This is a genomic window from Mesorhizobium sp. 1M-11 (genome assembly GCF_001303895.1).
Lineage (GTDB): Bacteria > Pseudomonadota > Alphaproteobacteria > Rhizobiales > Rhizobiaceae > Mesorhizobium.
Window position 1 is genome coordinate 1 of the sequence record NZ_LJSD01000018.1, and the last position, 23,572, is coordinate 23,572.

16 protein-coding genes and 3 pseudogenes are annotated in these 23,572 nt (G+C 59.4%); 13 read left to right on the forward strand and 6 right to left on the reverse strand.

Going from position 1 to position 23,572, the window contains the following annotated elements; genetic code table 11:
• Positions 1 to 570 (reverse strand): annotated as a pseudogene (locus tag AO692_RS10590) (ribose ABC transporter permease); the annotation flags it as partial.
• Between the two features lie 298 nt (positions 571 to 868).
• Here AO692_RS10590 and AO692_RS10595 point away from each other — a divergent pair.
• The 6 genes and pseudogenes from AO692_RS10595 (at position 869) to AO692_RS33515 (ending at position 6,056) form a co-directional block, all read left to right on the forward strand.
• Positions 869 to 2,401: a Fic family protein gene (locus AO692_RS10595; protein ID WP_054310039.1), complete on the forward strand. Its 1,533-nt coding sequence runs from the start codon at positions 869 to 871 to the stop codon at positions 2,399 to 2,401.
• A 549-nt stretch (positions 2,402 to 2,950) separates the two neighbouring features.
• Positions 2,951 to 3,300, forward strand: a pseudogene (locus AO692_RS32220) (ABC transporter permease); the annotation flags it as partial.
• 133 nt (positions 3,301 to 3,433) lie between these two features.
• Complete coding sequence (locus AO692_RS10605; protein ID WP_054310053.1) at positions 3,434 to 3,871, forward strand: DUF2267 domain-containing protein; 438 nt, start codon at positions 3,434 to 3,436, stop codon at positions 3,869 to 3,871.
• A gap of 275 nt (positions 3,872 to 4,146) precedes the next feature.
• A pseudogene (locus tag AO692_RS33500) lies at positions 4,147 to 4,626 on the forward strand (amino acid permease); the annotation flags it as partial.
• 3 nt (positions 4,627 to 4,629) lie between these two features.
• A complete protein-coding gene (locus AO692_RS33670) occupies positions 4,630 to 5,508 on the forward strand; it encodes an efflux RND transporter permease subunit (RefSeq protein ID WP_280138596.1) in 879 nt (292 codons plus the stop codon).
• Between the two features lie 368 nt (positions 5,509 to 5,876).
• Positions 5,877 to 6,056 (forward strand): SHOCT domain-containing protein, encoded by a 180-nt coding sequence (locus AO692_RS33515; protein ID WP_244483322.1) that lies wholly within the window; start codon positions 5,877 to 5,879, stop codon positions 6,054 to 6,056.
• 304 nt (positions 6,057 to 6,360) lie between these two features.
• On the opposite strand, the gene AO692_RS10620 is transcribed toward AO692_RS33515, so the two are convergent.
• The 4 genes from AO692_RS10620 to AO692_RS10635 form a co-directional block, all read right to left on the reverse strand.
• Positions 6,361 to 6,960 carry a hypothetical protein gene (locus AO692_RS10620; protein ID WP_054310042.1) on the reverse strand — a complete coding sequence of 200 codons (600 nt, stop codon included), beginning with the start codon at positions 6,958 to 6,960 and terminating at the stop codon, positions 6,361 to 6,363.
• 304 nt (positions 6,961 to 7,264) lie between these two features.
• Positions 7,265 to 7,849, reverse strand: a complete 585-nt coding sequence (locus tag AO692_RS10625; RefSeq protein ID WP_054310043.1) for a demethoxyubiquinone hydroxylase family protein — start codon at positions 7,847 to 7,849, stop codon at positions 7,265 to 7,267.
• 129 nt (positions 7,850 to 7,978) lie between these two features.
• A complete protein-coding gene (locus AO692_RS10630) occupies positions 7,979 to 8,458 on the reverse strand; it encodes a hypothetical protein (RefSeq protein WP_054310044.1) in 480 nt (159 codons plus the stop codon).
• A gap of 116 nt (positions 8,459 to 8,574) precedes the next feature.
• A complete protein-coding gene (locus AO692_RS10635; protein WP_200911725.1) occupies positions 8,575 to 8,943 on the reverse strand; it encodes a metalloregulator ArsR/SmtB family transcription factor in 369 nt (122 codons plus the stop codon).
• 120 nt (positions 8,944 to 9,063) lie between these two features.
• Here AO692_RS10635 and AO692_RS10640 point away from each other — a divergent pair, with 120 nt between their 5' ends.
• The 3 genes from AO692_RS10640 to AO692_RS10650 are packed head-to-tail and all read left to right on the forward strand — an operon-like array spanning position 9,064 to position 10,885.
• Positions 9,064 to 9,780, forward strand: a complete 717-nt coding sequence (locus AO692_RS10640) for a hypothetical protein (protein ID WP_152979799.1) — start codon at positions 9,064 to 9,066, stop codon at positions 9,778 to 9,780.
• 10 nt (positions 9,781 to 9,790) lie between these two features.
• Positions 9,791 to 10,309 (forward strand): hypothetical protein, encoded by a 519-nt coding sequence (locus tag AO692_RS10645; RefSeq protein ID WP_054310046.1) that lies wholly within the window; start codon positions 9,791 to 9,793, stop codon positions 10,307 to 10,309.
• A 45-nt stretch (positions 10,310 to 10,354) separates the two neighbouring features.
• Positions 10,355 to 10,885: a hypothetical protein gene (locus tag AO692_RS10650; RefSeq protein WP_054310047.1), complete on the forward strand. Its 531-nt coding sequence runs from the start codon at positions 10,355 to 10,357 to the stop codon at positions 10,883 to 10,885.
• 475 nt (positions 10,886 to 11,360) lie between these two features.
• Here AO692_RS10650 and AO692_RS10660 read toward each other — a convergent pair whose 3' ends face one another.
• On the reverse strand, positions 11,361 to 11,969 hold the full coding sequence (locus tag AO692_RS10660) for a TetR/AcrR family transcriptional regulator (protein ID WP_244483320.1): 609 nt from the start codon (positions 11,967 to 11,969) through the stop codon (positions 11,361 to 11,363).
• Between the two features lie 243 nt (positions 11,970 to 12,212).
• Here AO692_RS10660 and AO692_RS10665 point away from each other — a divergent pair, with 243 nt between their 5' ends.
• From AO692_RS10665 to istB, 4 genes are all read left to right on the forward strand, one after another.
• Positions 12,213 to 19,826, forward strand: coding sequence for a LysM peptidoglycan-binding domain-containing protein (locus AO692_RS10665; protein ID WP_082407309.1), 7,614 nt, complete (start codon positions 12,213 to 12,215; stop codon positions 19,824 to 19,826).
• A gap of 42 nt (positions 19,827 to 19,868) precedes the next feature.
• The gene (locus AO692_RS10670) at positions 19,869 to 20,480 is read left to right on the forward strand and encodes a DUF1579 family protein (protein WP_152979800.1); all 612 of its coding nucleotides are present in this window, start codon (positions 19,869 to 19,871) and stop codon (positions 20,478 to 20,480) included.
• A gap of 637 nt (positions 20,481 to 21,117) precedes the next feature.
• Positions 21,118 to 22,653: an IS21 family transposase gene (gene istA / locus AO692_RS10675; RefSeq protein ID WP_054310055.1), complete on the forward strand. Its 1,536-nt coding sequence runs from the start codon at positions 21,118 to 21,120 to the stop codon at positions 22,651 to 22,653.
• A gap of 14 nt (positions 22,654 to 22,667) precedes the next feature.
• Positions 22,668 to 23,423, forward strand: a complete 756-nt coding sequence (istB, locus tag AO692_RS10680) for an IS21-like element helper ATPase IstB (protein WP_054310052.1) — start codon at positions 22,668 to 22,670, stop codon at positions 23,421 to 23,423.
• The last annotated feature ends 149 nt before the right edge of the window (positions 23,424 to 23,572 follow it).

Below are 23,572 nucleotides of genomic sequence, written 5' to 3' on the forward strand. Positions count from 1 at the left end.
GAAGACGGCGAGCATGACCTTCCTGATGTCAATGCCGTTCAGCCGCGCTGCCTCTGGGTTGGCCCCGATGGCATAGAGCGCTCTGCCGAAGGAGGTATATCGCAAGATGCCCCCGGCGAGCAGCAGCAGAACCAGATCGAAAACGAGCATCTTCGGAAATGGCCCGATGCTGCCGTTGACGAAAGTGTTGATCGGCTTGAAACCCGCCGTCGAAAAGACGCTGACGCTGGCCCCGTCATTGATGATGAGAGCGAAGCTCTGGAACACGGACAGCGTGCCCAGGGTAACGACGAAAAAGGAGATCTTGAAGTAGGAGACAAGCGTACCGTTGACCGCGCCGAGAAGGGCGCCGAACAGGACCGCGGCGACGACGGCAAGCGGTGCCGACACGCCAGCCAACAGCAGCAACCCCAGCACCATTGCCGAGGCTGCGGTCGCGCTCGCAACCGACAGATCGACGGCGCCGGAGATGACCACATAGGTCGCGCCCAGCGCCAGGATGAACACGACGCTGTTCGACTTGACGATGTTCATCAGATTGGGCCACGTCAGGAACACTGGCTGTGTCATGGCCAGGAAAGCGCCAACAAGGACAAGGCTGATCAGTGCGCCGGCATATCTGTTCTGGAAGATCCGGCTGAGAATCGATGACCGAGGCGAATACCGCCCAGCCGTATCCTGCTTTTCCAGATGTGGTCGTCATTGGCGTGCACCAGACGAAATTTTGGTTCAGCTTACTTCCAACACAGAGCTTTGGAATCGGTTTTCACAGAATCTATTTTATTTTCATAGAAATTCATTGAAGGTTATCGATTTTCATGAAATTCTGCAATCAGGCGCGCCCGACGATAGATCGGTATCGAAATTTATGGAACCTGGGCAACGGAAGCCATTTTCAGAAGCAGTAACCGCATTTCATGCGCGTCCATTGCCCGAAGCTGCCATTCCTGTCGGCTATGCCGCCTTGATCGACGCCTTCGGTTTGGCGGTGCCGGTGCCTATCCACCTGGCCGCGATCGGCCCGCGGCACAAAGTCTACGAGGCCGACGGGTGGAAACTCCATACGCCACGCCACCGGCCTGACGCCAGTCTTGGCGGCCATCTCATCTTCGCGCTTCGCTATGAAGGCCTCGACCTTGCGATTCTGAAGACCTTGTTTCTCGCCACGGGACCAGAGCCGATTGCGACCCTCATACGCGCAACTCCAACTGGCGCCTATGCACGGCGGATCTGGTTTCTGTACGAATGGCTGCTCAATGCGCGACTCGACCTGCCTGACGCGACACAGGGAAGCTATGCCCTTGTTGTTGATACGGACCAGCAGTGGGCCATTGATGGGACGACGTCGTCACGCCATCGCGTGAAAAACAATCTGCCCGGCACGCCCGCATATTGCCCGCTGATCTTCCGCACGCCGCTGCTGGAGCGACTTGTCGCCCGCAATCTCAGTGACGAAGCACGGCGTCTCGTGGCCGACTTGCCCGCAGACCTCCTTGCCCGCACGGCGGCCTTTCTGTTGCTCAAGGATTCGCGATCGAGTTTCCAGATCGAGGGCGAGGATCCACCCCAGGATCGCATTCAGCGCTGGGGGCACGTGGTTGGCGAGGCGGGCCGTCGCCCAATCGACCGCACAGAATTGGAGCGGTTGCAGCGCATCGTCATTGGTGACGCACGTTTCGTCCATCTCGGGTTGAGAGATCAGGGCGGATTTGTTGGCGAACACGACCGGCAGAACGGTACACCCATTCCCGATCACATCAGCGCGCGACATCAGGACCTGCCCGCGCTGATCGACGGATTGGCTGCCTTTGATCGCGGCGCCGCGCGGAGCCTCGATGCGGTTCTTGCTGCGGCCGTTCTCGCATTCGGCTTCATCTACGTCCACCCGTTCGAGGACGGCAACGGCCGTCTCCACCGCTACCTCATGCATCATGTCTTGGCGGAACGCGGCTTCAACCCACCCGGTCTTGTCTTCCCCGTATCGGCCGTCATTCTCGATCGGATCGACGACTACCGGCGCGTGTTGGAAACATATTCACGTCGTCTTCTACCACTCATTCGCTGGCGCCCGACCGATCGGGGCAATGTCGAGGTCCTGAACCAGACGGCGGACTTCTATCGCTATTTCGATGCGACGCCCCAGGCGGAGTTTCTGTTCGAATGCGTCGCGCGCGCAATCGATGTCGACCTACCCGCTGAGACCGCGTTCCTCAGGAGCTACGACAGCTTCAAGGCGCAGGTGAAGGGCATGATCGACATGCCGGACCGGGTGCTCGACCTACTGTACCGTTTCCTCCGGCAGAATGGGGGCAAGCTGTCAAAACGAGCGCGCGATAAGGAGTTTGCAGCCCTTACCGATGATGAAGCTGCACGGATCGAGACGATATACGCAGACCTCTAACGGCGGTGCTTTCGTTTACACTGACGTTTGAAATTTGACCGTCGCAACCCCAGACCGAGGCGAACGTCGCCACCTTATCTCCCCGTGCTAAAAGCTCGGCCCGGCCTTTGCTTTTCTGAAAGACGTCGGCATTGGCGAAGGACACTGAATCCGGCTACCTGCCCTTCGCCCAGACCGGCGAGCAGTTCCGCCCCACAACATAGGCCTCTAATCCCATGCTGGTGGTAGCTATGCTTCAGGGGAATCCGGAGCGGTTCCTGCCCACTACCAAACCAGTCACGGGATCGGCAAGGTTCAGGAATACGCAAACGCGCACCGCTGGAGATCATCCGGCATCACTTCGTCAGACACTTTGGCGGAAATGGTGCACATGGGCGATCAACGGGATGAACGCTGGGATTGCACAAGGCAGCTTGGTGCGGTTAGCACACGCGACGACCGGCTGGTTTCCTTCCTGATACGTAGACAGTGCTCTGCTCCATGCATCGCGGGTCGACCGATTTTGCGGGAGTTTCCCAACATGACGGCACTCGGGGAGTATGGTAGGCGATCGAACACCTTATGGTCATGCCGGTCACCGCCTTCGAAATCATGGTCGGCAAGATCTGGTCCATGGGAGCTGTCGTTCTGGCGGCGACGGCATTTTGCCTGTTCTTTGTTGTCCAAGGTTTGCTTAGCGTGCCGTCTCGGGTGGCGTGACGCCGCGCGAGAACATGCCCGAAATCATCCAGGCCATCATGTATGCCGCCCCAAACACGCATTTCGTGATCCTGGCGCAAGCTGTGCTCTTTCGCGGGGCCGGTCTTGACGTGGTCTGGCCGCAGCTCGTCGCGCTGGCAGTCATTAGTGCAGCGCTGTTCTTGTTCTCGCTGCGTCGCTTTCGCCAGTTCCTGCAGTAGGTCATTGGAGCGCATCGCGTGCCCATTGCGTCCCACGCCCGCACGCAGCGACTCCAGCGAACTTGATTTGACGCAATGCGCCAACCGTTCGTGCGCCTAGAGTGATCACTAGCCAAACGACGAGGCGATGATCATGGCAGGCACGGGATTCCATACTTCGCAGAAGAGTTTCCAGCATGCAGCCGAACAGGCCCAGCGATGGGTGAACGAACTGGCGAAGGATCTTGACTGGAACGAGCAGGATGCCTTGCGACTGTTGAAGACAGTCCTGCATGCGGTGCGCGATTGGCTCTCCCTTGAGGAGATAGCAGATTTTTCGTCCCAGTTGCCGACGCTCATCAGGGGTATGTTCTTCGAAGGCTGGAGCCCGACTGAACCTGCCAGAGGACGCAGCAAACGCGATTTCGTTATCCGCGTCAGGCATGGTTTCGGCTACGAACCGAACCTTGACTATGACATTGCCATAGGGGCTGTGTTCCAGCTTCTCGATCACCACCTCTCCCATGGCGAGACCGTCCAGGTCCGCAATTCGATGAAGAAATCGCTACGGCATCTGTGGCCGCACGCGTAAGTATTGTTTAGCAACAAGCCAAGGCCGGGCAATCTCGAGCGAAACGTTGGCGCAGCCCGCACTGACGCTGTCTTACTCGCCGGCCACTCCCCGCCGTCACCGAAGCGGCCAAGTCTCAAACGCCGCTCTATCTGTCTTGGCCAGTCCCGCTGCCGTCGTCCAAGCGGAGCCTGGCTTGGATGACGGCAGCGCCACGCCAAAATTGACGAGCGTCAAGGCTTGCCGCCTCCGGATGCTGTTGACTGCCCCTCACGGTTCCAACAGCGGAGGGCGCTATGTCCACAACCGAAATCAATATTCCCATCCACGATGCCGCACCGGCGTCATCGACGAAACTGAAACTCGGATCCCTGACGGCACTGGTGGTCGGCTCGATGGTGGGTTCGGGCGTGTTTAGCCTGCCCCAGAACATGGCAGCAGGCTCGGGCCCGCTGGCGATCCTGATCGGCTGGGCAATCACCGCTGTCGGCATGCTTGCGCTGGTATTCGTCTACCAATCGCTGGCAACACGCCGGCCTGAGCTCGATGCAGGTCCTTATGCCTATGCCAAGGCCGGGTTCGGACCTTTCATCGGTTTCACCAGCGCCTGGGGCTATTGGATCAGCGCCTGGGTCGGCAACGTATCCTATGCCGTGATCGTGTTCAGCGCGCTGTCGTATTTCTTCCCGGCGTTTGGCGATGGCAATACTTGGCAGGCGGTGCTGGGCGCATCGATTCTGTTGTGGATCATCCACCTTCTTGTCCTGGCCGGTATCCGCATCGCTTCACCCAAGAAGCTCTGGCCAGACGACAGCTTCTGCACGCATGTACGGGATCTGGCACAGCACAGCGGCGGTCGTTTCAGATTGGATGAGGATCTGGCTAGCTGTGTCGAAGGCGCCGACTTCATCTACACCGACGTCTGGTTGTCCATGGGTGAAGACAAGGCCGGCTGGGCGGATCGGATTGGCCTTTTGACGCCTTACCGCGTGACGAAGGACGTGATGGCATCAAGCGGCAATCCGCATGTCAAATTCATGCATTGCCTGCCGGCATTCCACGACACCGATACCGAAGTTGGCGCTTATATCGCGCGCGAATATGGGATCGATTGCATGGAGGTTAGCGACGAAGTCTTCGAATCTGACGCTTCCATCGTTTTCGACCAGGCGGAGATCCTCGGCATCTATATCCTCGTCGTGGCGCAGTTCGGTTCGTTCAAGTTGCCGCTGGTCATCCTGACGCCGATTCCGCTGACGCTGATCGGCATCATGCTCGGCCACTGGGCGTTCGGAGCGCCATTTTCGGCGACCTCGATGATCGGCTTCATCGCGCTCGCCGGCATCATCGTTCGCAATTCGATCCTGCTGGTGGATTTCATACGCCACACGCAAGGCACAGATCGGCCACTGGTCGAGGTGCTGCTCGAGGCTGGCGCCATTCGCTTCAAACCGATCCTGCTCACCGCATTGGCGGCCATGATCGGCGCCGCGGTGATCCTGACGGATCCAATCTTCCAGGGACTGGCGATCTCGCTGCTGTTCGGCCTTGCCTCATCCACATTGCTGACCGTTCTGGTGATACCGGCGATCTATGTCGCGCTGCGGAGCCGACGTCCCGTCGAAATCCAGCCAACGCTCACAGACCCAGACCTTTGACATCCGCAACGAGCCTGTGAGCGGATCGAACACGTTTGACGTGAGGAGCTTCCAGCGTTGCACTCGGACTCTCGCCAGGCCCGGTCGTCATGACACGATGGGCCAAGACCACTTGATCAAGCGCAAAGCACAGCGCTGATCGCCGTGGTAAGAAAAGCGATTGTCAACGGTGGAGCAAAGCGATGCGCACAAGTTCGATGAAGTCGGTCGCTGCGATGGGCCTTGTCCTTGCCCTTTCGTCAGGCTTGGCGTCGGCTCAAGCGCCGTCCGACAGCGACCGATACCTTTGGGGCCCACACATGATGGGATGGGATGGAGGCTGGTCCGCCATGATTTTCGGTCCATTGTTTATGATATTGTTTTTGGCGGTGCTGATTGCAGTAACTGTTCTTCTGGTGCGCTGGGTGGGCGGACCATGGCCGGGTTCGATGGCGGTCCATCACCCACTGCCTGGCCGCACGCCCCTCGACATTCTCAAGGAGCGCTTCGCGCGCGGCGAGATCGACAAGGACGAGTTCGAGGAGCGGCGCCGCGTGCTCGGTGAATAATTCAGCCGGCTTTTTCGACAAGCGTTGTGCTCCGACCCTTCTTCGAACAGTTAGGCGCATGGGGCCTTCGTAAGCGTGAAGATTGGATCCGTGTGAGAGTGCGAACTCCCCCGCAAATGCGAGGGGGGTCGTTTGCTATTCAGGGAAGCGGCATATCTGCGCAGCTTCAGAGCTGCCACAATCGCATATTTTGGAATTCCATAACGCAGTGGCAAACGCTGGCGGCCGAGGCATAGAATTCCTTCTCGCTGGCAAATAGATCCTTGATAGATCCTTGAGCAGCGGCTTTGCGCCTTGCTGTTTCTCAGGTGAAGTTACAGTCGTAGAAGTCTTCGACCATCAGCCTGCAACCGACCATCTGGCCGCCAAACATCATCTCAATGTCGTCCGGACCGCCCTCGCCCGGGTTTCTGAAACGAGCTCTTTTGACCACGCCTGTCGGGTCATGGACGACGGCGCGCCAATTGTCGCCAAAACCGCCAAACAGCGGGAACGCGACACGCTTTGGCGGCCCAAGGTCGACGATAAACTGCGTTCCAAGCGCCTTCTGATAGAATGTTGGAGCCGGGACCAGCTCGCCACTTTCGATCTGACGGGCGATCTCCCGGTACGTCCCGCGGTGCGCTAGAAACCAGACCCAGGTGCTGGTGGCTGCGCCGATCCGTATGAGAGGAAGCGTGCTCGCGGCACCTAACGCCGTGACGATGATAGGCGCGATCACCAGGCTGGCGGCGACGAGCGGGCGTGAACGACTTGTCCACGCGTCCTGCGTGCCGACGACGATCAGAAAGCCGCCACGCAAGATGAGGAAAGTGGCGAACGGGATCACAGCGAAGAAGGCGAGTGGTCCGAACAGCCAGAACAGGCCCCCTGCGAGGCCGAAGCCGCAGATGGCGACCGCCAATAACAGCAACGACCCTCGAAGGGACATAGGCCAAGGAGAGAAGCGTCTCATTGTTGCTGCTCAGGAAAATGCGCACGAACTGGCCGCCGACCTTGCCCCGTAAAGGACATGCCTAAGCCAGCGCGTCAGGATCGCACGAAGTTTCACCGTTATCAGCCAGTAGACGGTTCCGCTGGCTGCTCCGGACGGCATTAAGAGGGGCCGACAAAACCCGCGAGTGAAAGGGCGACCGGTGTCCCGAGTGATGCGGTGAGCTGGTAGGCTAACATCGCCGATGATCCTCACGTTTTCCTTGGGATTTTGTTCAACCATGCTCGCCCTTTGCATCCGCCAGAGCCTTGGCCATGCGCGTTGAATCACCCCATGTCGACAACCAGATCAGGACATCGGTGGCCATCCCGATCAGTCCGCGCAGAAACGCCAGATAGGATCGGCGAGAGCCCAGTTGCCTTTCGGCAAGGTGCAAGTGAGCCAGCTCTTCCTCGTGGATCGATGCAATGATGTCATGGAGACCTCTGTCTCGTCCGGCAAGGAAATGGAGCTGGTCGTCGAGATGGCGATGCACCGTCTCCTCCACGGCAGCTGTGCAAGCCCAAATCCCGTGTCGCCCAAGCAACGCCGTCAGGAAGCCTAGCCACCAGCCACCCCAACTCCAGAACTGCATGACGCGGCAGGGACGTGAATTTCGCCGCGGCATCGCATCGCGAAACAGCTGGCAGTGCGTCATCTCGTGGCCCAGCATCTCAGACAGCATAGGCACGCAATCGGGATAGAGCCGACTGGCCACAGCGATCTGGGCTGAATAGATGCGAATGGCACCAAATTCACCGGCATGGTTGACCCGGCAGATTCGCGCGACGGTCAGTGCGTCTCTTGTGGCTATCGACATTTTCCAAACCAGTTGATGCAGGAGACTGCGATCGTCAGTTAGCGCAACATCGACGCAAACCTTCGAGCTTATTGCGCGAACAGGTGCGATGCGACTGGTTGGACGGGCCGCACGCATGGGTCGCGTTTCTCATTTGGAACTGGGGCATCGACGGTACGTCTCGAACTTGGAGGCGGTCCAAGAGAAACCGTCCAGCTTCAGATAAATCTCGCCTTTGCTTCCGCGACCCAGCTCGACCCATCCATTCGTTTGGGGGCTGCCGCCCTTGAAGCAGGCGGCTTTGAACCGAAGGATTCCCGCAGGAAGCTTCGTGGGAGTTGACAGTCTTTCGCAACCGATCTCGTAAAAACCCAGGCTGTATGGATTGATCGTCAGCCCGTTGAAGAACTCGTCGCTTTGTTCGCAAGGTGCCAAGGTTGACCACCATTCCCCCAGGAACTCTTTCGGAACCTGTGCAAGCGCAGCGGAGGAGACGACGGTCGATAACACCAATGCCAGCAAAGCAACCCTCCCCTTGGCGGTCGCCCCAACCCAAGAGGGGTCAAATCGGCGATTGCCGACCTGGATCGGGCCTCGACCTGCCGCGGTTTTATCCATGACGTAAAGCATCGGACAATCATCCTTCCCTATGCCAACCTTGACAAAACAGGTCAATCTGTTTGTTTTTGAGTCTGGGATACACCTCAATGACAAGCCGGAGCCACAGTTTCGCGAACTGCCCGGCGTTAAATCGATCCGACGGGATCGGTCACGCCAAGTGCTTTTCGGCGCTCTGTGGCTTCGTCTGCCTCCTTCGCCAACGCGGCGCTCTCACGCCGGAGCGGCCCCCCTATCGGGCAGATCTCTTGCACAAAACCGGTAAGCGTGGAGGCCAGCGTGTCCGGAACCTGACGATAGTAGACATACTTGCCGCGCTTCTCGCTGGTCACCAGGCCGGCATGTTCGAGCAGTTGCAGATGCTGGGAGATCGAAGGCTTCGACATATTGAAACGCGCGGCAATCTCGCTCGCGTTCAACTCGTGATGCGCGACATATGCAAGGATCTGGCGACGAACGGGCGAGGACAGGGCCTCGAATATCAGCTGAATGGACATGAGCGCATCATACAGAAAGTCAATTAGGAAATCAATTAATCGTTGACGAGCAATCGATAAGTTGATTAGCTAATTGAATATCGTCCGGTTCGCGGAGAATTTGAGGCAGGCAGCGAGCCCTTGAACCGACCTCGTGAAAGCAAGCAGCAGATGCGACCGACCTGGAAGACCACACTCATACTGGCCATCGACGCCGCTTTCGCCATCGGCTACCTTTATGCCGCCCCCCAACGCATCGGCTTCAGCGTCGGCCTGGCGACGGCCAGTGCGATCTCAGTCCTTTCCGTCCTTCCGGGATTGGCCCGATACCTGAGGGTGACAGGTACCATCAGCTTCTTTTTCGCCGCCCTCCATCCTACCACCTACGCGGCCGGCCTAGCGGTCGCCGGCGCAGTCTGCACCCTCTACTTCTTTTCCGGCATCGCCCTGCCTGCCGACGCATCCTTCTGGCGCATCGCGCAGGCCATCTACTGGTCCGGCACCCTCATGGTGATGTTGTTTGCATTCGCGATCGAGATCATTAAGCGGCTGATGCGCGGTGAAAGACTGTCGACATATCTGGTCGTTGCGATGTTTGGGATGCCGCTCGTCTGGGCGATTGCGGGTTATTTCGGCCCCCTTCCCACCGGCGCTATACCCATCGGAGGTTTTCACGAGGACGGCGCCGGGTTCACGGGGTCGGACGCTATCGCGATCGTTCTGGTGAGCCTGGCCGCGGCGGCCGGAGGAGCCGTCTACTGGCTGATAACAGTCAAACTGCGCGCCATCCTCACACGACTGCTCACTCGTGTTGTGTGCGGTCGAGAGTCAGAGACGACGTCGCGCGCATTTTCCTGAGGAGGTTGTCATGATCATCGCCCGCTTTTTGCCTGTTGGCTGCTTTTACGCTGCCATATTGCTGGGAGTGCTTGCCGGTTCGTTTGAGATTGGAGATGCGCTGGCAGCGCCGGTGAGGGACCTCCACCAGTACTGCCGCCAGGTGCGAAATGACGACACGGTGCGCAACTATGATCCCTCGCTTCGCGACGGATCCATACGCGCTCACAAGCTGCTGTTTCCCGACGCCAAAAGCGAACCGGACCCATCGGATTTCGAGAATGAGGCCCAGTACCGCTGCATGGACGATAAGGTGATGGTCTGTTTTGTCGGAGCGAACCTGCCTTGCGTGAAGATGAATTTCTCCAGAGCGTTGGAATATTGCCGGGCGAACCCGAATACCGGTGACGTTCCTGCCTCTGAAGCAGGTCATGACGCCGCCTATTCCTATCGATGCAGCAACGGGAAACCGCAGGTTGTTGGCGAACCGGTCGAGCTCGACGAACGGGGTTTTGCGAAGACGCTCTGGGCTGAGCTTCCAGATCGCTAGGAAGCGTCGGTTCTACCCCAGGCTATCCATAACGGAGAGACAGCGATGATGACGTTCCGCTTTCCGACGATCGTCAGGTTCCATGCGGCCATCATTTTAGGCGTGCTTGTCTTGCTTGTTGGGACCGGCGGCGCACTGGCAGCGCCGGTAAAGGATCTGCACCAATATTGCCGCCAGGTGCGCAACGACGACACGGTTCGCACCTACGAGCCTTCGCTGCGCGACGCAGCCATACGCGCCTACCAGCGCCTGTTTCCCGGCGCGCAAGGAGAGCCATCAGACGAGGAGCTCGATACATCCATCAAATTCCGCTGCATGGACGCCAAGGTGATGGCCTGTTTCCTCGGCGCGAACCTGGTGTGCGACAAGATGAACACGGCTCGCGAAAACCCTGGCGCGGACGAGTTCTGTCGATCCACCCCGAACTCTGATTTCGTGCCGCTCGTGGCCACGGGTCATGACACGATCTACGCCTATCGCTGCAGCAACGGAAAAGCCGTTGTTGACGGTAAAATCTATGCGCTCGACAAGCGCGGCTTCGCGCAAAAACTTTGGATCGCGCTTCCTGATCGTTGAGTCAGGAAGGCACTCGCTGAACTAAGGAACCGAAGTGATGACGGCACCCACCGAGGGTGACGAGGGCAGACGTGCGCTCGTCGTCTATATTCTCCTCATCGTGGCGCTGATGGGAATTGGGATCTTCACCATCCCCTTCGCCATCGGCATGGTCAGCCTCGGCGCCTTCAGGCGCGACACCCCTCCATGGGTACGCTCCCATTACTGGTTTCAAGTCCGCAACATCCTGATTTTCGTGATCTCGATCACCATCGTCTTCGTCACGTTGCCGGGAGTGGCAGCGGAAGTGCGATGGGCCGGCGATGTTTTCATGGCTGGGGTTGTTGGACTGGTCTTCTTCATCGTTCGATGTTTCTGGGGACTTGCGATCCTCTACAGGGCGCAAGGCGGTTCCGGCATGGCTGATCTAGCGAACCAAGCTCGTGAAAGCCCTGTCGTTTTGATGCCCGTGTGTCGCAATCACGGCCGGCTTCCGTCAGCGTCGCATCATGGCATCGAGTTGAGCGGCACAAGCCTTGAGCGCGAAGGTGTCTTGTTCGGCTTTTGCGATAACCATCGCGCCGGAGAACATTGCAACGACCACATTTGCAAAGGCTTCGGGGTCTTCAGCATAACCCGCCCCTCCCCTTTCCTGGTCAGCCCTGATCCGTTCGGCGATAGTCGAACGCCAACCGTCATACCCGCCCGCCAGCGCCGCTCTCAAATCCGCATCCGCAAGCGAAAGTTCCAGCGCAAGGTTGCCAAGCGGACAACCCAACACCTTTCCTTGCTCATCGAGCGCCGCCGCCACGGTTTCGAAGACCCGCAATATCCCTTCGCGAGCGCTCGTCGCCTCACGCACGGTCGACACCCAGGTATCTTCGACCTCTGCAATCACCCGCTCATCGATCACCGCCAGCGCCAAGGCCTTCTTGGTCGGGAAATGATGATGGAGAGCACCGCTGGTCACGCCGGCCGCGCTGATGAGATCTTGCGTGCTGGTGCCACCATACCCAGTTGCCTGGAACGCCCGATCGGCCACATCCAGCACCCGGTTGCGCATGCCCACGGGATCGTTGGTTCGCTTTTGTCGCTCTGTCTTCATGCGTGTCATCCTGTCAATCTTGACAAAACAGATCAATCGGTTTGTTTTACATACGGAGACTCGAAGGCGACTTTTTCGCCAACCGAACCAGCAGCTAGTCGTCTGAATGCGCCCATTAACGGCTGCCGGATGCGTGAGTCCACAAGTTGGCGCTCAGGTCTATCGCAGGCTGTCAATTTGGAAAGCAAGAATTTGAAAATCGACAGTCCCCTCAAGGATCGCGTGTTTAGCGGAGGATAGTTTATGGCAATTCGATCCATTCTTCATTCATCGCCGCGCACTCCGAAAATAACGCCGAAGAGCGATACCGGCCGCTCGACACAATTGCAGGCCGAAGCTCAGAAACTTGATCACAAAATCAAGCTCGCACGGATGATGAATGAAACGCAGAAAGCCTCTGAGTTGCAGCAGAGGCTTCGGCGTACGAACACCGAATTGACCAACCTTGACACTGCGGCGTCAGGAAGATCCCCCGCCCGGAGCGGTACTGATCATGTGATACCGATGCCGGGAGGGGTATCGCTGGACCCAAATGGCAACGTGGTTTCAGTACCGACAATCCTGGCGACACCCTTTCAATCGTCGTCGGGCCAGCCCGAAGCAGATAATTCAACCGGTATCGATGCCAGGAATGATATCGAAACCACGGCACCACGAAATTCCCCTGCCCGCAGCGGTCCCGATCGCGTGATCCCAATGCCGGGAGTGGGGGCGCTGGACCCAAACGGCAATGTGGTTCCAGCACCGACGATCCTGGCGGCACCTTTTGATTCTAGATCTTCCTCTGAAGACGGCACTGACAAGACGACGACCACCACCCGCAACACCAAGACGGGCGAGACCACCACGACCATCATCGATCCGAAGGCCGGCACCGAGATCAATATCGTCACCGACAAGGATGGTCGTACTACAAAGACGACCACCGAAAAGCTCAACGGTGGCAAGCCGATCGATTACAAGGTCAAACAGGGCGACAACCTCACGCTCATCGCGCAACAGCACGGCGCGACCCTGGATGAGCTGAGGAAAACCAATCCGGGGCTTTTCGATAAGCCTCGCGACCCGAACCTCATTCATCCCGGCGAAAAAGTCAGGATCGAGAACGGAACGCGCACGACCGTCGAGGTCACGGCCAACGGCTACACGCTAACCACGAAGCCGGACGGCAAGATAACGCTGCACAACAACACCACGGGAACGAACCTCGATATCAAGGCTGGCACAGCGCAGGAGGCGTTGGCCACTCTGCTCTTGTCGATCAACCCCGAGAGCAAGGACCCGGAGACAGCCAAGACAGATACGGTTCTCAAAACCACCCTGGAAGTTATCCTCGGCGGGGCAAGCCCTGAGCTGCTCAAGGACGTCAGGGACAAGCAGCAGGCGGCAAAGGACGCAGTCGCCAAATATGGCGGCGGAAAACCTGGACAGCCAAAGCTCGACGGCTCTGCCACGACGGCCGGCCCGTTCGGTGCCCCGCCGAAGGAACCAACCAAATCCGGCGGCAAGTGGACACCGGATTTGGTTGACGGAAGTTGGCTGTGGTTCGATCCAGAGGTGAAGAAGGCGCTTGCCGCTGAAAACACCGCGATTGCGAATTTGAGCGCGGCACAGGCGAAATCGGAACAGGCTCAAGCGCAATTGGATGTCTACGCGCTGGATCCCGCTTATAAGGAAGCAATAAATACCGCCAAATCGACACTCGGATGGGCACCCACCCCGAAGGGCACGCTGGCCGAGGCGCAACAGCGGCTGATCCTCGCCAATGACAGGCTTGAAAAGGCCACGACTGCCAAGGTCGAATACACGCAAGGTGAGAAAGACCTTATCGCGGCCACCGACAAACAGGCGACTTTACCGGCCATCGGCAACCGGACCCGGCCTGACGGGCCGACCAATATGCAGGTCGATCTAGACGCCAACGCCAAGCACTCGGAGGTCTCCAACCTTTTCATCCAATCAAGCTTGCACACTGCCAAGGGCAACAAGGCGACCGTCGATTTGATGGTCAGTGCAGCCAGCCAGTCGGAGGTCAAGCTTACGACGAAGTGGTGGACTGGCGTCAAACCTGAAAGCCTGAAACTCAAAGAGTTGAAAACGCTGCAAATGGTGGCGGGCAGTGAGGTGACGCTGGCTGAAGCCTACGCGCAGTACGAGATCGCTCGAAAGAATGCGGTGGATTTGACCATTCGTGTGCCGGTCGAGCAGATCAAGCAGATCATCGCGCAGGCCAGGCAGAGGAACCCGCAAAATTTCGATGAGAAGGGGTTCACCAACGGTGACGGCGATTTTTCCGGCAAGCTCCTGAAACAAGAATTCTTCGAGGAAAATGGCCAGCTTTATATGGTCAACACCTACGAGAACGATATTTTCCCGGATGAAAACAACAACGACACCAACGTTTTGAAGGTTCAGCTTACCTACGGTCTCAACGACGGGAACATCAGGGACGATTTCCGCAACGACCCCTTGAACAGGCAGTGGCAAAACATGCCATTGGCGATGCGGAGCGCGCCAACCTCAGCGCCGGTCTATACACCGGATGGCCTGGGCACCGAACCGCTATTGGATGCGACTAATTCCAAGATCCTGGACGCAGAGAGAGACCTGTTCGATAAAAAGAAGAGCCAGGCAGAGATCAAGTTCAGCGTAGCCAAAACAGCTCTCGATCAAGCGATCACCGACCATCCCGATGGCGGCACCACCAAACCACCCGTGGGCACGCTGAAGCCGGGTGAGCAGCCGGTGAAGATCACGGTCAACGACCGCGATCTATGGGTCGCGCCGGAAGTCGCGGCGGCCTACGAAAAACATGGGGCTGGTGCGATTGGCGATAGCGGCAAAACTGTCCAGATCGAGATGAATGGCCAAAAGCTTTGGGTCCATCCGCAGGTGGCCTTTGCCGAAATCGATCGCGGCATAGCCGAGGTCGAAATGAAGCAGTGGGAGAAATGGGCGACCGAGACGCGGCCTAAGATGGTAGCGGCAGGTCATCGGTACAGTGTGTCAGCCCAGCACCCACAACTCATCGAAGACGATGCCAGGCGTGAATCGGAACTCAGCAACGAAGTTTTCCAGGTGTATGGAAACGAGGCACTTGGCGGATATCTGGGCCCGTTGGAGAACCTTTACGACCAGGGCTTCACCGGCAAATACAAGCCATACAAACCCGATGAACTGAATGGCGCGGTCGCCCGGATTCTTGGCCTCGATCCATCGAGCGAGGAGGTCGAGGAAGTCACCGACGAAATCCATGATCGCGCCGGCGAGAATGCCAAGGTCAAGATCGTTCCGATCTTTGCGCTCGACGGCGGGTTGGAGTCGATGACAGCGCTGTTCCAGATCAGGGATGGCGACAAAGATGCCGGCTACGTCGACAGCAGCGGCAAACATTACGACAGCTTCGACGAGTTCCAGCACGAGAACCGCATCTTCAGCGACAAGGGTAAGCTGGTCATGGCGAAAGGCGGCGAGATGTCGCTCGGCGCCGATGGGAAGTTCACGCTCGACGAGTTGGAGGTTGTAGACGGGCGCAAGGTGGACTTCTGGGACAAGGCAACCGACATCGGCCTTGGCGTCGTCACAGGCGCTGGCACCGTTGTCTCCTTCTTCCCAGGTGGTCAGTGGGCAATACCGATCGCACTCACTTCCGGTGCGGTCCTTGGTGGCAAGACGCTGTACAGGGAGGGCGAGCACCTGATGCAGGGCGGCGAATTCGATAGCCAGTCTGCGTGGAATGTCGCGACAGGCGTCGTTTCATTCTTGCCGCTCGGTGCAGGTTCGCTGCGAACATTTGGCCTGATGAGATCAGAAGCGTCTTCGACCACATTCCAGTCTGTCAAAGCTGGATTTGGGATGATGCGGACGGAGGATGCCAGCTGGAGCATCGGCAAATTCAAGGTGAATGTGCCCCAATCGTCCTATGCTGGCGAAGTGAGCAACTTCATGCGGAATAGCAGCAGGCTCAATACTGCTGCCTGGGGCCTCGATGCGGCCGGCTTTGTCGCTGGCGTGCCGATACTCACACGCTCAGCAACGGACCTGGCGCTGCACGGCGACGAAATGTCGTTTGCCGAACTCGCCAATGCCATCATGGGCATAGGGACAGGTGCCCTCGGTACGGGCCTCGGCGCCCGCGGACTGCTGCATAACATGCCGGGCGCGCCTCGCCCCCGTGGTGGCGATGGTCCCACATCCGGTGACATACCGCCAACCGACACTCCGGCTGCGGCACCTGCGGGTGACACTGGCTCAGAGCCTTGGCTGCGTCACGTCTACGAGGCTGGCCCCGACGGCGTTTACAGGCCGACAGGCAGATATGTCGTGCAGAGCCCAGATGAAATCGTCATCCAGGGCGAGGTGATCAGTGAAAAGCCCAGCAAGCCGGGGACCAATTTTGGCACGCGGAATGCTCCCGAAGGCACGCCGAAAAGTACCAATCCCACAGGCCCACGCGCCCTGCCAGCCGGCACGGGACATGGACCAGAGCCAACATCGCCGACGGTTGGCAAAGGAGAACCGTCAGGCGACGGAGAAACGTCTGGCGTGCGTCTCGTCTGGGATCCAACAACACGCAGCTTCAGCCGCATGCCGGAAAGGGACACCAGCGGCTCAGTATACACCAGCAGCGAGGATGAACCGACGCCATCGGTCGATCGCGAGGGACCGACCAGCGAACAGCAGCTGCAGCGGCACGAGACGAATGAGCGATCCCGCTTGCACCGCGAAACGACTGAGCTCAACCGATCGGATGATGTCTACCAGGCGCGCCCGCCGATGCGTGAGAGCGTGCCGGACAAGGGAGACCTTCAGGAAACGTTGGAAACGGCGACAAACCCGGCTGCGACTGATGAACCCCCGCCGGCGACACCGGTAGCGAAAGCCCGACAGGCCTTGGAGCTCGCCGAACAGAACTGGAAGGCCGCGGAGAAGGCCAGGATCGGGCTGACGCGGGCCGTCAAAAGCAAGCCGGACGATCAGGATCTGGCCGGCAAACTGCAGCTCGCTGAGGAAAACGAAAAGAAGCTCAAGGGCGTTCGCGATCAAGCGAAGGTGAAGCTCATGGGGGCGGAGGACACTGCATTCGAAAATCGCGCCGTCGAGGTTTTGCGTTGGGCGGTACCGGAGGTTGAGGGTGAATCCCGTTTTTTGAACGGAAAACTCATCCATACGGATCCTAAAGTGAAACACGCCCAGCCGGATGGACATGCAACCCTGTTCGGCAGCTCGTTCTTTTCGATAGAGGTCAAGCACTATAGGAAATACGACGCCCGCGATGTTACGAAGGTGGGGAAGATCGTCAATTCGCGCCAGCAGCATCTGGAAGCGGATAGACGGCATGTGCGCCAGGTGGTTGTCTTTCTTGAGGGTTTTGCGCCGTACCCGGGCCGTCAGCTGGACATCGCTCTGAAGATCAACGGCAGGACGGACGGGAAGGTCAGTGTCGAAGATGTCTTTTTCCTCGACGACAAGGGCGACAGCGTCGAATTGTTTTCGCATGTCGTCGCCGGGCGCGATGCCGATGGTGCGCTACGCTACGAACCATCCACGGAGGTCCTGACGCCGCCGCAAACGCGTGGCGACGACACCAGCCATGCCGAGCCGCTAGCAGCTCCGGACACCGATGATTCCGATAGCACGACGGCACCACCGGCCCCTGAAGTTCTCGAACGTTTCGAAGCGTCTGGCAAGCAGCCTGCCTCGAAAGGCTCCCTGCCGTCAGGGTTTGTCTGGAACCCGCAGACACGCCGCTTCAGCAGCACGCCTGAACCCGACACAAGCGGATATGGCAACCAGATGCCGCAAACACCGCTCCTCGAGACACCACCCGGCGTCAGTGCCTCGGTCTGGACCCATGACGACGTCAGCGAAATGCAGTCCCGAACCAACGAAACGTCGCAGCAAGCGGTGAACGTTGCCACCGGACCATCACCCGCTTGGCCCCCGGCAATTGATCGCGGCAAGGCGGTTTTTGATCCTGTAAGCGGCAAGATCGTCAGCCACGAGCTTCCGGTGAACTCCGCCGCCGAGCCTGGTTATGCACAACCGGTACGGATGCCGACAAGGTCAGAGGTCAAGGCGATTTCCACCGACCAAATGTCGGGACTTTCCCGCGAGCAGTTGAACGCCATCAAGGCCGAGAACATTGCCAGGCTCACGCCTGAGCAGGTTGCGGCATTCCTCCCCGAACAGTTCGGGCAGATGAGATCCGGTCAGCTTGCCGCGTTGCGACCAAAGCAGTTGCAAGCTTTGAGCGCGGAGCAATTGCAGGCAATCCGGCCGAGCAAGCTGGAAGCCATTGCGCCCGGTCGCATCCCGGCGTTCTCATCGAAGCAGCTTACTGCATTCTCGCACGAGCAACTGGCCGCACTCACCAAGGAGCAGGTGCGCAAACTGACGCCGGACCAGATCGCCGCCCTTAGCGACGAGCAGCGCAACGCCTTCACGGCCGAACAGTTCGAAGCGTTCAGGCCTGCCCAATTCAACAAGCTGGAGCCAAAACAGGTTGCGGCCTTCAAACCCGACCTCGTCGCAACCCGCAATCCGGCCACGACCGCCAAGATGTCGCCAGATCACATTGCCGCGCTGACGCGTGAGCAGCTCGATGCCCTGACGATCCATCAGATCGAGGCGCTGACGAAAAAACAGGTGCAGGCGCTGACGCCGAAGCAGTTGGGCGAACTGAGCCCAGGCCAGCTACGCAAGTTCACGCCAAAGCAATTTGAGTGGATGACGACGAAACAGACCAACGCGCTGTCGGTGCTACAGTTGACGACCTTCTGGAAGACCCACAACAAGGCCATGACACCAGATCAGGCGGCCTGGCTTAAGGCAGCTCTGATCCATGCCCGGATCAAGGAAAACATACAGTTCGCCTCCGCCCTGGCTCCGATGGCCTCTTCTTCCTATGGAGTTTGGACGTCACTGCCCCAACCTTGGTCGACGGTCGCCTCGGGCGTCGCGTTTACCATACGTGGCGCTGTCTTCACCACGCAGGCGCTTCTGCCCAACGCAACGGCGAACCACAAACCGCTGGGCAGGATCCTCAATGCAGCGTGCGGACTGTCGTTCATCCTCTCGTCGCCCTCAACGACTGAAGGCACTTTGCGAGGCACAGGTCCTGCTACGAATTTCATCGCGAACAGCACATTCTCCATAGGCAATGTGATCTTCGGCCCTAAATCGGTCGTGCAGGCATTCACGGGCAGGCCAGTGATGCGGACCGCTGGCGATCATCTCGGAAACTTCCTTTTCGTGACCGGGTCGGGCGCTTTCATGGCCTGTGTATGGGACCAGTCCACGACCTATGCGTTGGAAAGGCCTCTGGACGTCACCTCCATCACACTCTTTACCTTGGGTACTGTTGAGTTCTGGACATCCGCCATTCGCGCGGACAAACTCAACCGCAAGGCTGTGCCGAGAACCGAGGAAGATATCAACGCGCGCGCCGAGTCGGATGCCCGCTGGGGCAAGGCCGATCGCATAGCGCTCGGCCTTGCTTTCGGGGTGGGTATGTTCCTGTTTGCCTGGGACACCATCGACCGCCAGTTGCTGGGTGACGGCGCTCCCGGCACCGATCCTGGCAGCAAGTCCGGTGTCGTCAGCACGCCACCGGACCACGGAACCGACAAGCTCGATCCCGGTGGTCCCAGCAATCTCGACGGACGTACCAATCCCAAGCTGGAGCAGAACGGCTACCGGTGGGTGGAAGTCAAGAACGGCGACAGCATCCGGCTCATCGCCACGGCCAATTCGGCGGATGTGGCCGACACTGTCGTGCTCAACATGGATCATATCCTCAGTCCGGATGCGATCTTTGCGGGCGACCGGGTCTATCTTCCCAATGCAATCTCCTAGCTTGCTGACAATCGAAAACGGCGGATCAAACAGGAGAGCGCCATGCGGAAAGTGACTTTGACGTTGTTTAGCCTGACTTTGGCCCTCTCAATCATCACGGCCGCTGGTGTTCACCGCTCATCGGCCGATGATCTCACCGCCGCTCGACGCATGTCTCAGGCAGGTCCTGAAGAGCAGATGCTGGCTAAGCAGACGGGCAAATGGGATGTCGTCGCCAGCATTTGGCCGTCGCCTGGAGCACAGCCGATCGTCAGCCGGGGGCTCATTGCCGAACGAAAGATGGTCGGACCCATTCTGCAAGAGACGATGCAGCCGGAACCCGGATCGCGAACGGCGGCTTTCACAAGGTTGGATTATCTCAACTTCGACCGGGTAGAGGGCCGCTGGAAATACGTGTCCATGGATACGCGCTTCCCGGTCAGCATCATGCCAGCACGCAGCTTCGGTCCTGCTGTCGATGGCAAGATCAATGTCCAGTTCGAGCCGCAGGGATTTGTCGGCTTTGGCTCCGAGGTCGAAGGACGCTTCATGGTGTCCGACATGGCGATTTCAAGTTCCGATGCGGACCACATGCTCAAAGAGCAGCATGTGATGATGGCCAATGGTACCGGGGAAAGCTGGCTGTTCGTACGCTACGAATATACCCGCCACTGACGTTTTCTGATTAGGCTTTGAGCCAACATCGTCGCCGTTTCAATTGTGGAACAGGCGACGTTCTGCCTTCATCGCTCTGTATTGAAGTGACGTGGGTTGTGCCTATCGAGGTTTAAGCGAGTGCGCCAGGGCTGTTCATAGCCTGGCACCCTCCGGTCTCGTCCCGGCAATGCGTGCCGCTTCCTTCGGAGAGAAACCGGCGGCAATCGCCGCCATGTAGGCTGTATGCCGACAAACCGCTGGGCTCGCGGCACGGTTGCGAGTGCATTGCTCAATCTGGCTTTCAACACGCGTTCGAAACTGCGAGTCGGACTCATCGACGGCTGATCCACCACCCGGCGTGCTGGTACAGGCGCTGAGAGCGACCAAACTGTCAATCGGCCTGGAATGGGGACCCTGGATCGGCGCGCAAAAGGGACCCCTGTAGGGCACCACGGTTAGCGCTCGCCGGGCGAAGCTGGTCTGGGTTGCGGATTCCGACGTTATCCGGCCGGGCATTCCAACTTGAAGCCGGCCACCATTCCGGAATGAAGCCGGCCAGCATTCCGATCAATATCCGGCCGCTTTGAGGGACTGAAGACGCACCACCTGGGTCAGCAACTTTGGCATGACGGACCTTTTCAACAAGGGACGGGCGATGCCGGCAAAGAGAAGGCTGACCATGAGACAATTACGACAGATGCTGCGGCTTGCCGGCGATGGCACGAGCAGCCGCGAGATCGCGCAGATGCTGGGCATCGCGCGCAGCACCGTGCAGGACAATCTGAAGCGCGCGACCGCGGCGGGGTTGCGTTGGCCGCTGTCTGGCGACCTAACCGACGATGCGCTGGAGAACCGGCTGTTTGCTCGCGCCGGGGTCAGGCAGGGCCAGCGCCGCCTGCCCGAGCCGAACTGGGCGGATCTTGCGCTGGAGCTGAAGAAGCCCGGCGTCACGCTGATGCTCCTGTGGGAGGAGTATCGCACCGTCCACCCCGGTGGCTACGGCTACAGTCGTTTCTGTGACCTGTTCCGCGGCTTCGAGAAGCGTTTGTCGCCGACCATGCGCCAGGAACATGTCGTCGGCGACAAGGTCTTCGTGGACTATTCCGGCAAGAAGCTCTCGATCGCCGATCCGCTGACCGGCGAGATCCGCGAGGCGGAGATCTTCGTCGGCGTCCTCGGGGCGTCGGGCTTCACCTATGCGGAAGCGACCTGGACGCAGGCGCTGCCGGATTGGATCGGCGCGCATGTGCGCATGTTCAACTTCTTCGGCGGTGTCCCGCGCCTGATCGTGCCCGACAACCTGAAGTCCGGCGTCAATCATGCCTCCTTCTATGACCCCGAGATCAACCGCAGCTACGGCATGATGGCCTCTCATTATGGTGTCGGCGTGCTGCCGGCTCGGCCGCGACGGCCGAAGGACAAGGCCAAGGTCGAGAACGGGGTTCGCTTTGCCCAGACCTGCATCCTCGGCCGGCTGCGGCGGCAGACCTTCTTCTCGCTGGCCGAGGCCAACGCGGCGATCGCCGGGGCGCTCGATCGCATCAACGACCATGTCATGCGCCGCCTCGGTGTCAGCCGCCGCCATCTGTTCGAGACCGTGGAACGACCCGTTCTGACCAGCCTGCCGGTGCAGGGCTACGAGTTTGCAGAATGGCGTCTGGCGCGCGTCGCCACTGACTACCATGTCGAGTTCAAGGACTTCTTCTATTCCGTGCCGCATGGCCTCATTCGTCAGCAGGTCGATATCCGCGCGACGAGCAGGACGATCGAGATCTTCCATCGCGGCAAGCGCGTCGCCGTTCACCAACGCCGCTATGGCGGTCGCCGCTACGGCACCAACCCCGATCACATGCCCAGCTCTCATCGCCGCTACGCCGAGTGGACGCCGATGCGCTTCCGCCGCTGGGCGGCGTCGATCGGGCCGCAGACGGAAGGCCTGATCATCGCCATTCTGGCAAGCCGCCCGCATCCCGAACAGGGTTTCCGGACATGCCTGGGCGTTCTGCGCCTCTATCGCGATCTCAGCCATGAACGCGCCGAGGCGGTCTCGGCGCGTGCCGTCGAGATCGGCGGGCTGACCTGCAAGAGCATCGCCGCCCTCATCACCAACCACAAGGCCGCCCGAGCCGGTGCCGGTGCCGGCGCCATCATCGATCACGCCAATCTGCGTGGTCCCGGCTACTTCCATTGAGGAGACAACAGATCATGCTGACCCATCCCACCCTCGACATGCTGCGCGACCTTGGCCTGCACGGTATGGCCAAAGGCTTCCAGGACCTCGACGCCCAAGCGGAAGCGCGCACCCTCGATCATGGCGAATGGCTCGCCATTCTGCTCGAGCAGGAAGCGACACTTCGCCGCCAGAAGCGCTTCGAAGCCCGTGCCCGCGCGGCAAGGTTGCGTCATGATGCGCAGGTCGAAGATGTCGACTTCCGTACCGAGCGAGGCCTCGACCGCGCGCTGTTCCTCAAGCTCGCTGGCTGCGACTGGATCCGCCAGCGGCATGGGCTCCTGATCATAGGACCGGCCGGCGTCGGCAAGAGCTGGCTTGCCTGTGCCCTCGGCCACAAGGCCTGCCGCGAGGACTTCTCCGTCGCCTATCATCGCGCGCCACGGCTCTTCGCCGCTCTTGCCCTAGCACGGGGCGACGGCCGTTATGCCCGGATGCTGAAGGCGCTGGCCCGGACCGATCTGCTCATCCTCGACGACTGGGGCCCCGAAAAGCTCAGCGACGATCAGCGCCGTGATCTCCTCGAGATCATCGAGGACCGATACGAGCGGCGCTCGACCATCGTCACCAGCCAGGTTCCCGTCGATCGCTGGTACGAGATCATCGGCAATCCCACCATCGCCGACGCCATTCTCGACCGCCTCGTGCACAATGCTTACCGCATCGAACTGGGTGGCGAGAGCATGCGAAAACAGCGAGCCGTCGCCATGCCGCAAACCGCTCAGGCTTGACCCGAAACGAAACTCGAACCAAACCTCAACAACGACCCAGGTGATGTCCAAAGGTGGCCGGCTTCAAATCGGAATCCCGGCCGGAATGAAATCGGAATGGGTGGCCGGTGATTGTTCGGAATCACTGGCCGGCTTCGTCGGAATTCGCA

What these genes read in the sequence shown, in the direction of transcription:
- AO692_RS10595 (WP_054310039.1), top strand. Translation starts at nt 869, where the DNA reads ATGGAACCTGGGCAACGGAAGCCATTTTCAGAAGCAGTAACCGCATTT.
- AO692_RS10605 (WP_054310053.1), top strand. Translation starts at nt 3,434, where the DNA reads ATGGCAGGCACGGGATTCCATACTTCGCAGAAGAGTTTCCAGCATGCA.
- AO692_RS10625 (WP_054310043.1), bottom strand. Translation starts at nt 7,849, where the DNA reads ATGTCGATAGCCACAAGAGACGCACTGACCGTCGCGCGAATCTGCCGG.
- AO692_RS10630 (WP_054310044.1), bottom strand. Translation starts at nt 8,458, where the DNA reads ATGCTTTACGTCATGGATAAAACCGCGGCAGGTCGAGGCCCGATCCAG.
- AO692_RS10635 (WP_200911725.1), bottom strand. Translation starts at nt 8,943, where the DNA reads ATGTCCATTCAGCTGATATTCGAGGCCCTGTCCTCGCCCGTTCGTCGC.
- AO692_RS10645 (WP_054310046.1), top strand. Translation starts at nt 9,791, where the DNA reads ATGATCATCGCCCGCTTTTTGCCTGTTGGCTGCTTTTACGCTGCCATA.
- AO692_RS10650 (WP_054310047.1), top strand. Translation starts at nt 10,355, where the DNA reads ATGATGACGTTCCGCTTTCCGACGATCGTCAGGTTCCATGCGGCCATC.
- AO692_RS10660 (WP_244483320.1), bottom strand. Translation starts at nt 11,969, where the DNA reads ATGAAGACAGAGCGACAAAAGCGAACCAACGATCCCGTGGGCATGCGC.
- AO692_RS10665 (WP_082407309.1), top strand. Translation starts at nt 12,213, where the DNA reads ATGGCAATTCGATCCATTCTTCATTCATCGCCGCGCACTCCGAAAATA.
- AO692_RS10670 (WP_152979800.1), top strand. Translation starts at nt 19,869, where the DNA reads ATGCGGAAAGTGACTTTGACGTTGTTTAGCCTGACTTTGGCCCTCTCA.
- istA (WP_054310055.1), top strand. Translation starts at nt 21,118, where the DNA reads ATGCCGGCAAAGAGAAGGCTGACCATGAGACAATTACGACAGATGCTG.
- istB (WP_054310052.1), top strand. Translation starts at nt 22,668, where the DNA reads ATGCTGACCCATCCCACCCTCGACATGCTGCGCGACCTTGGCCTGCAC.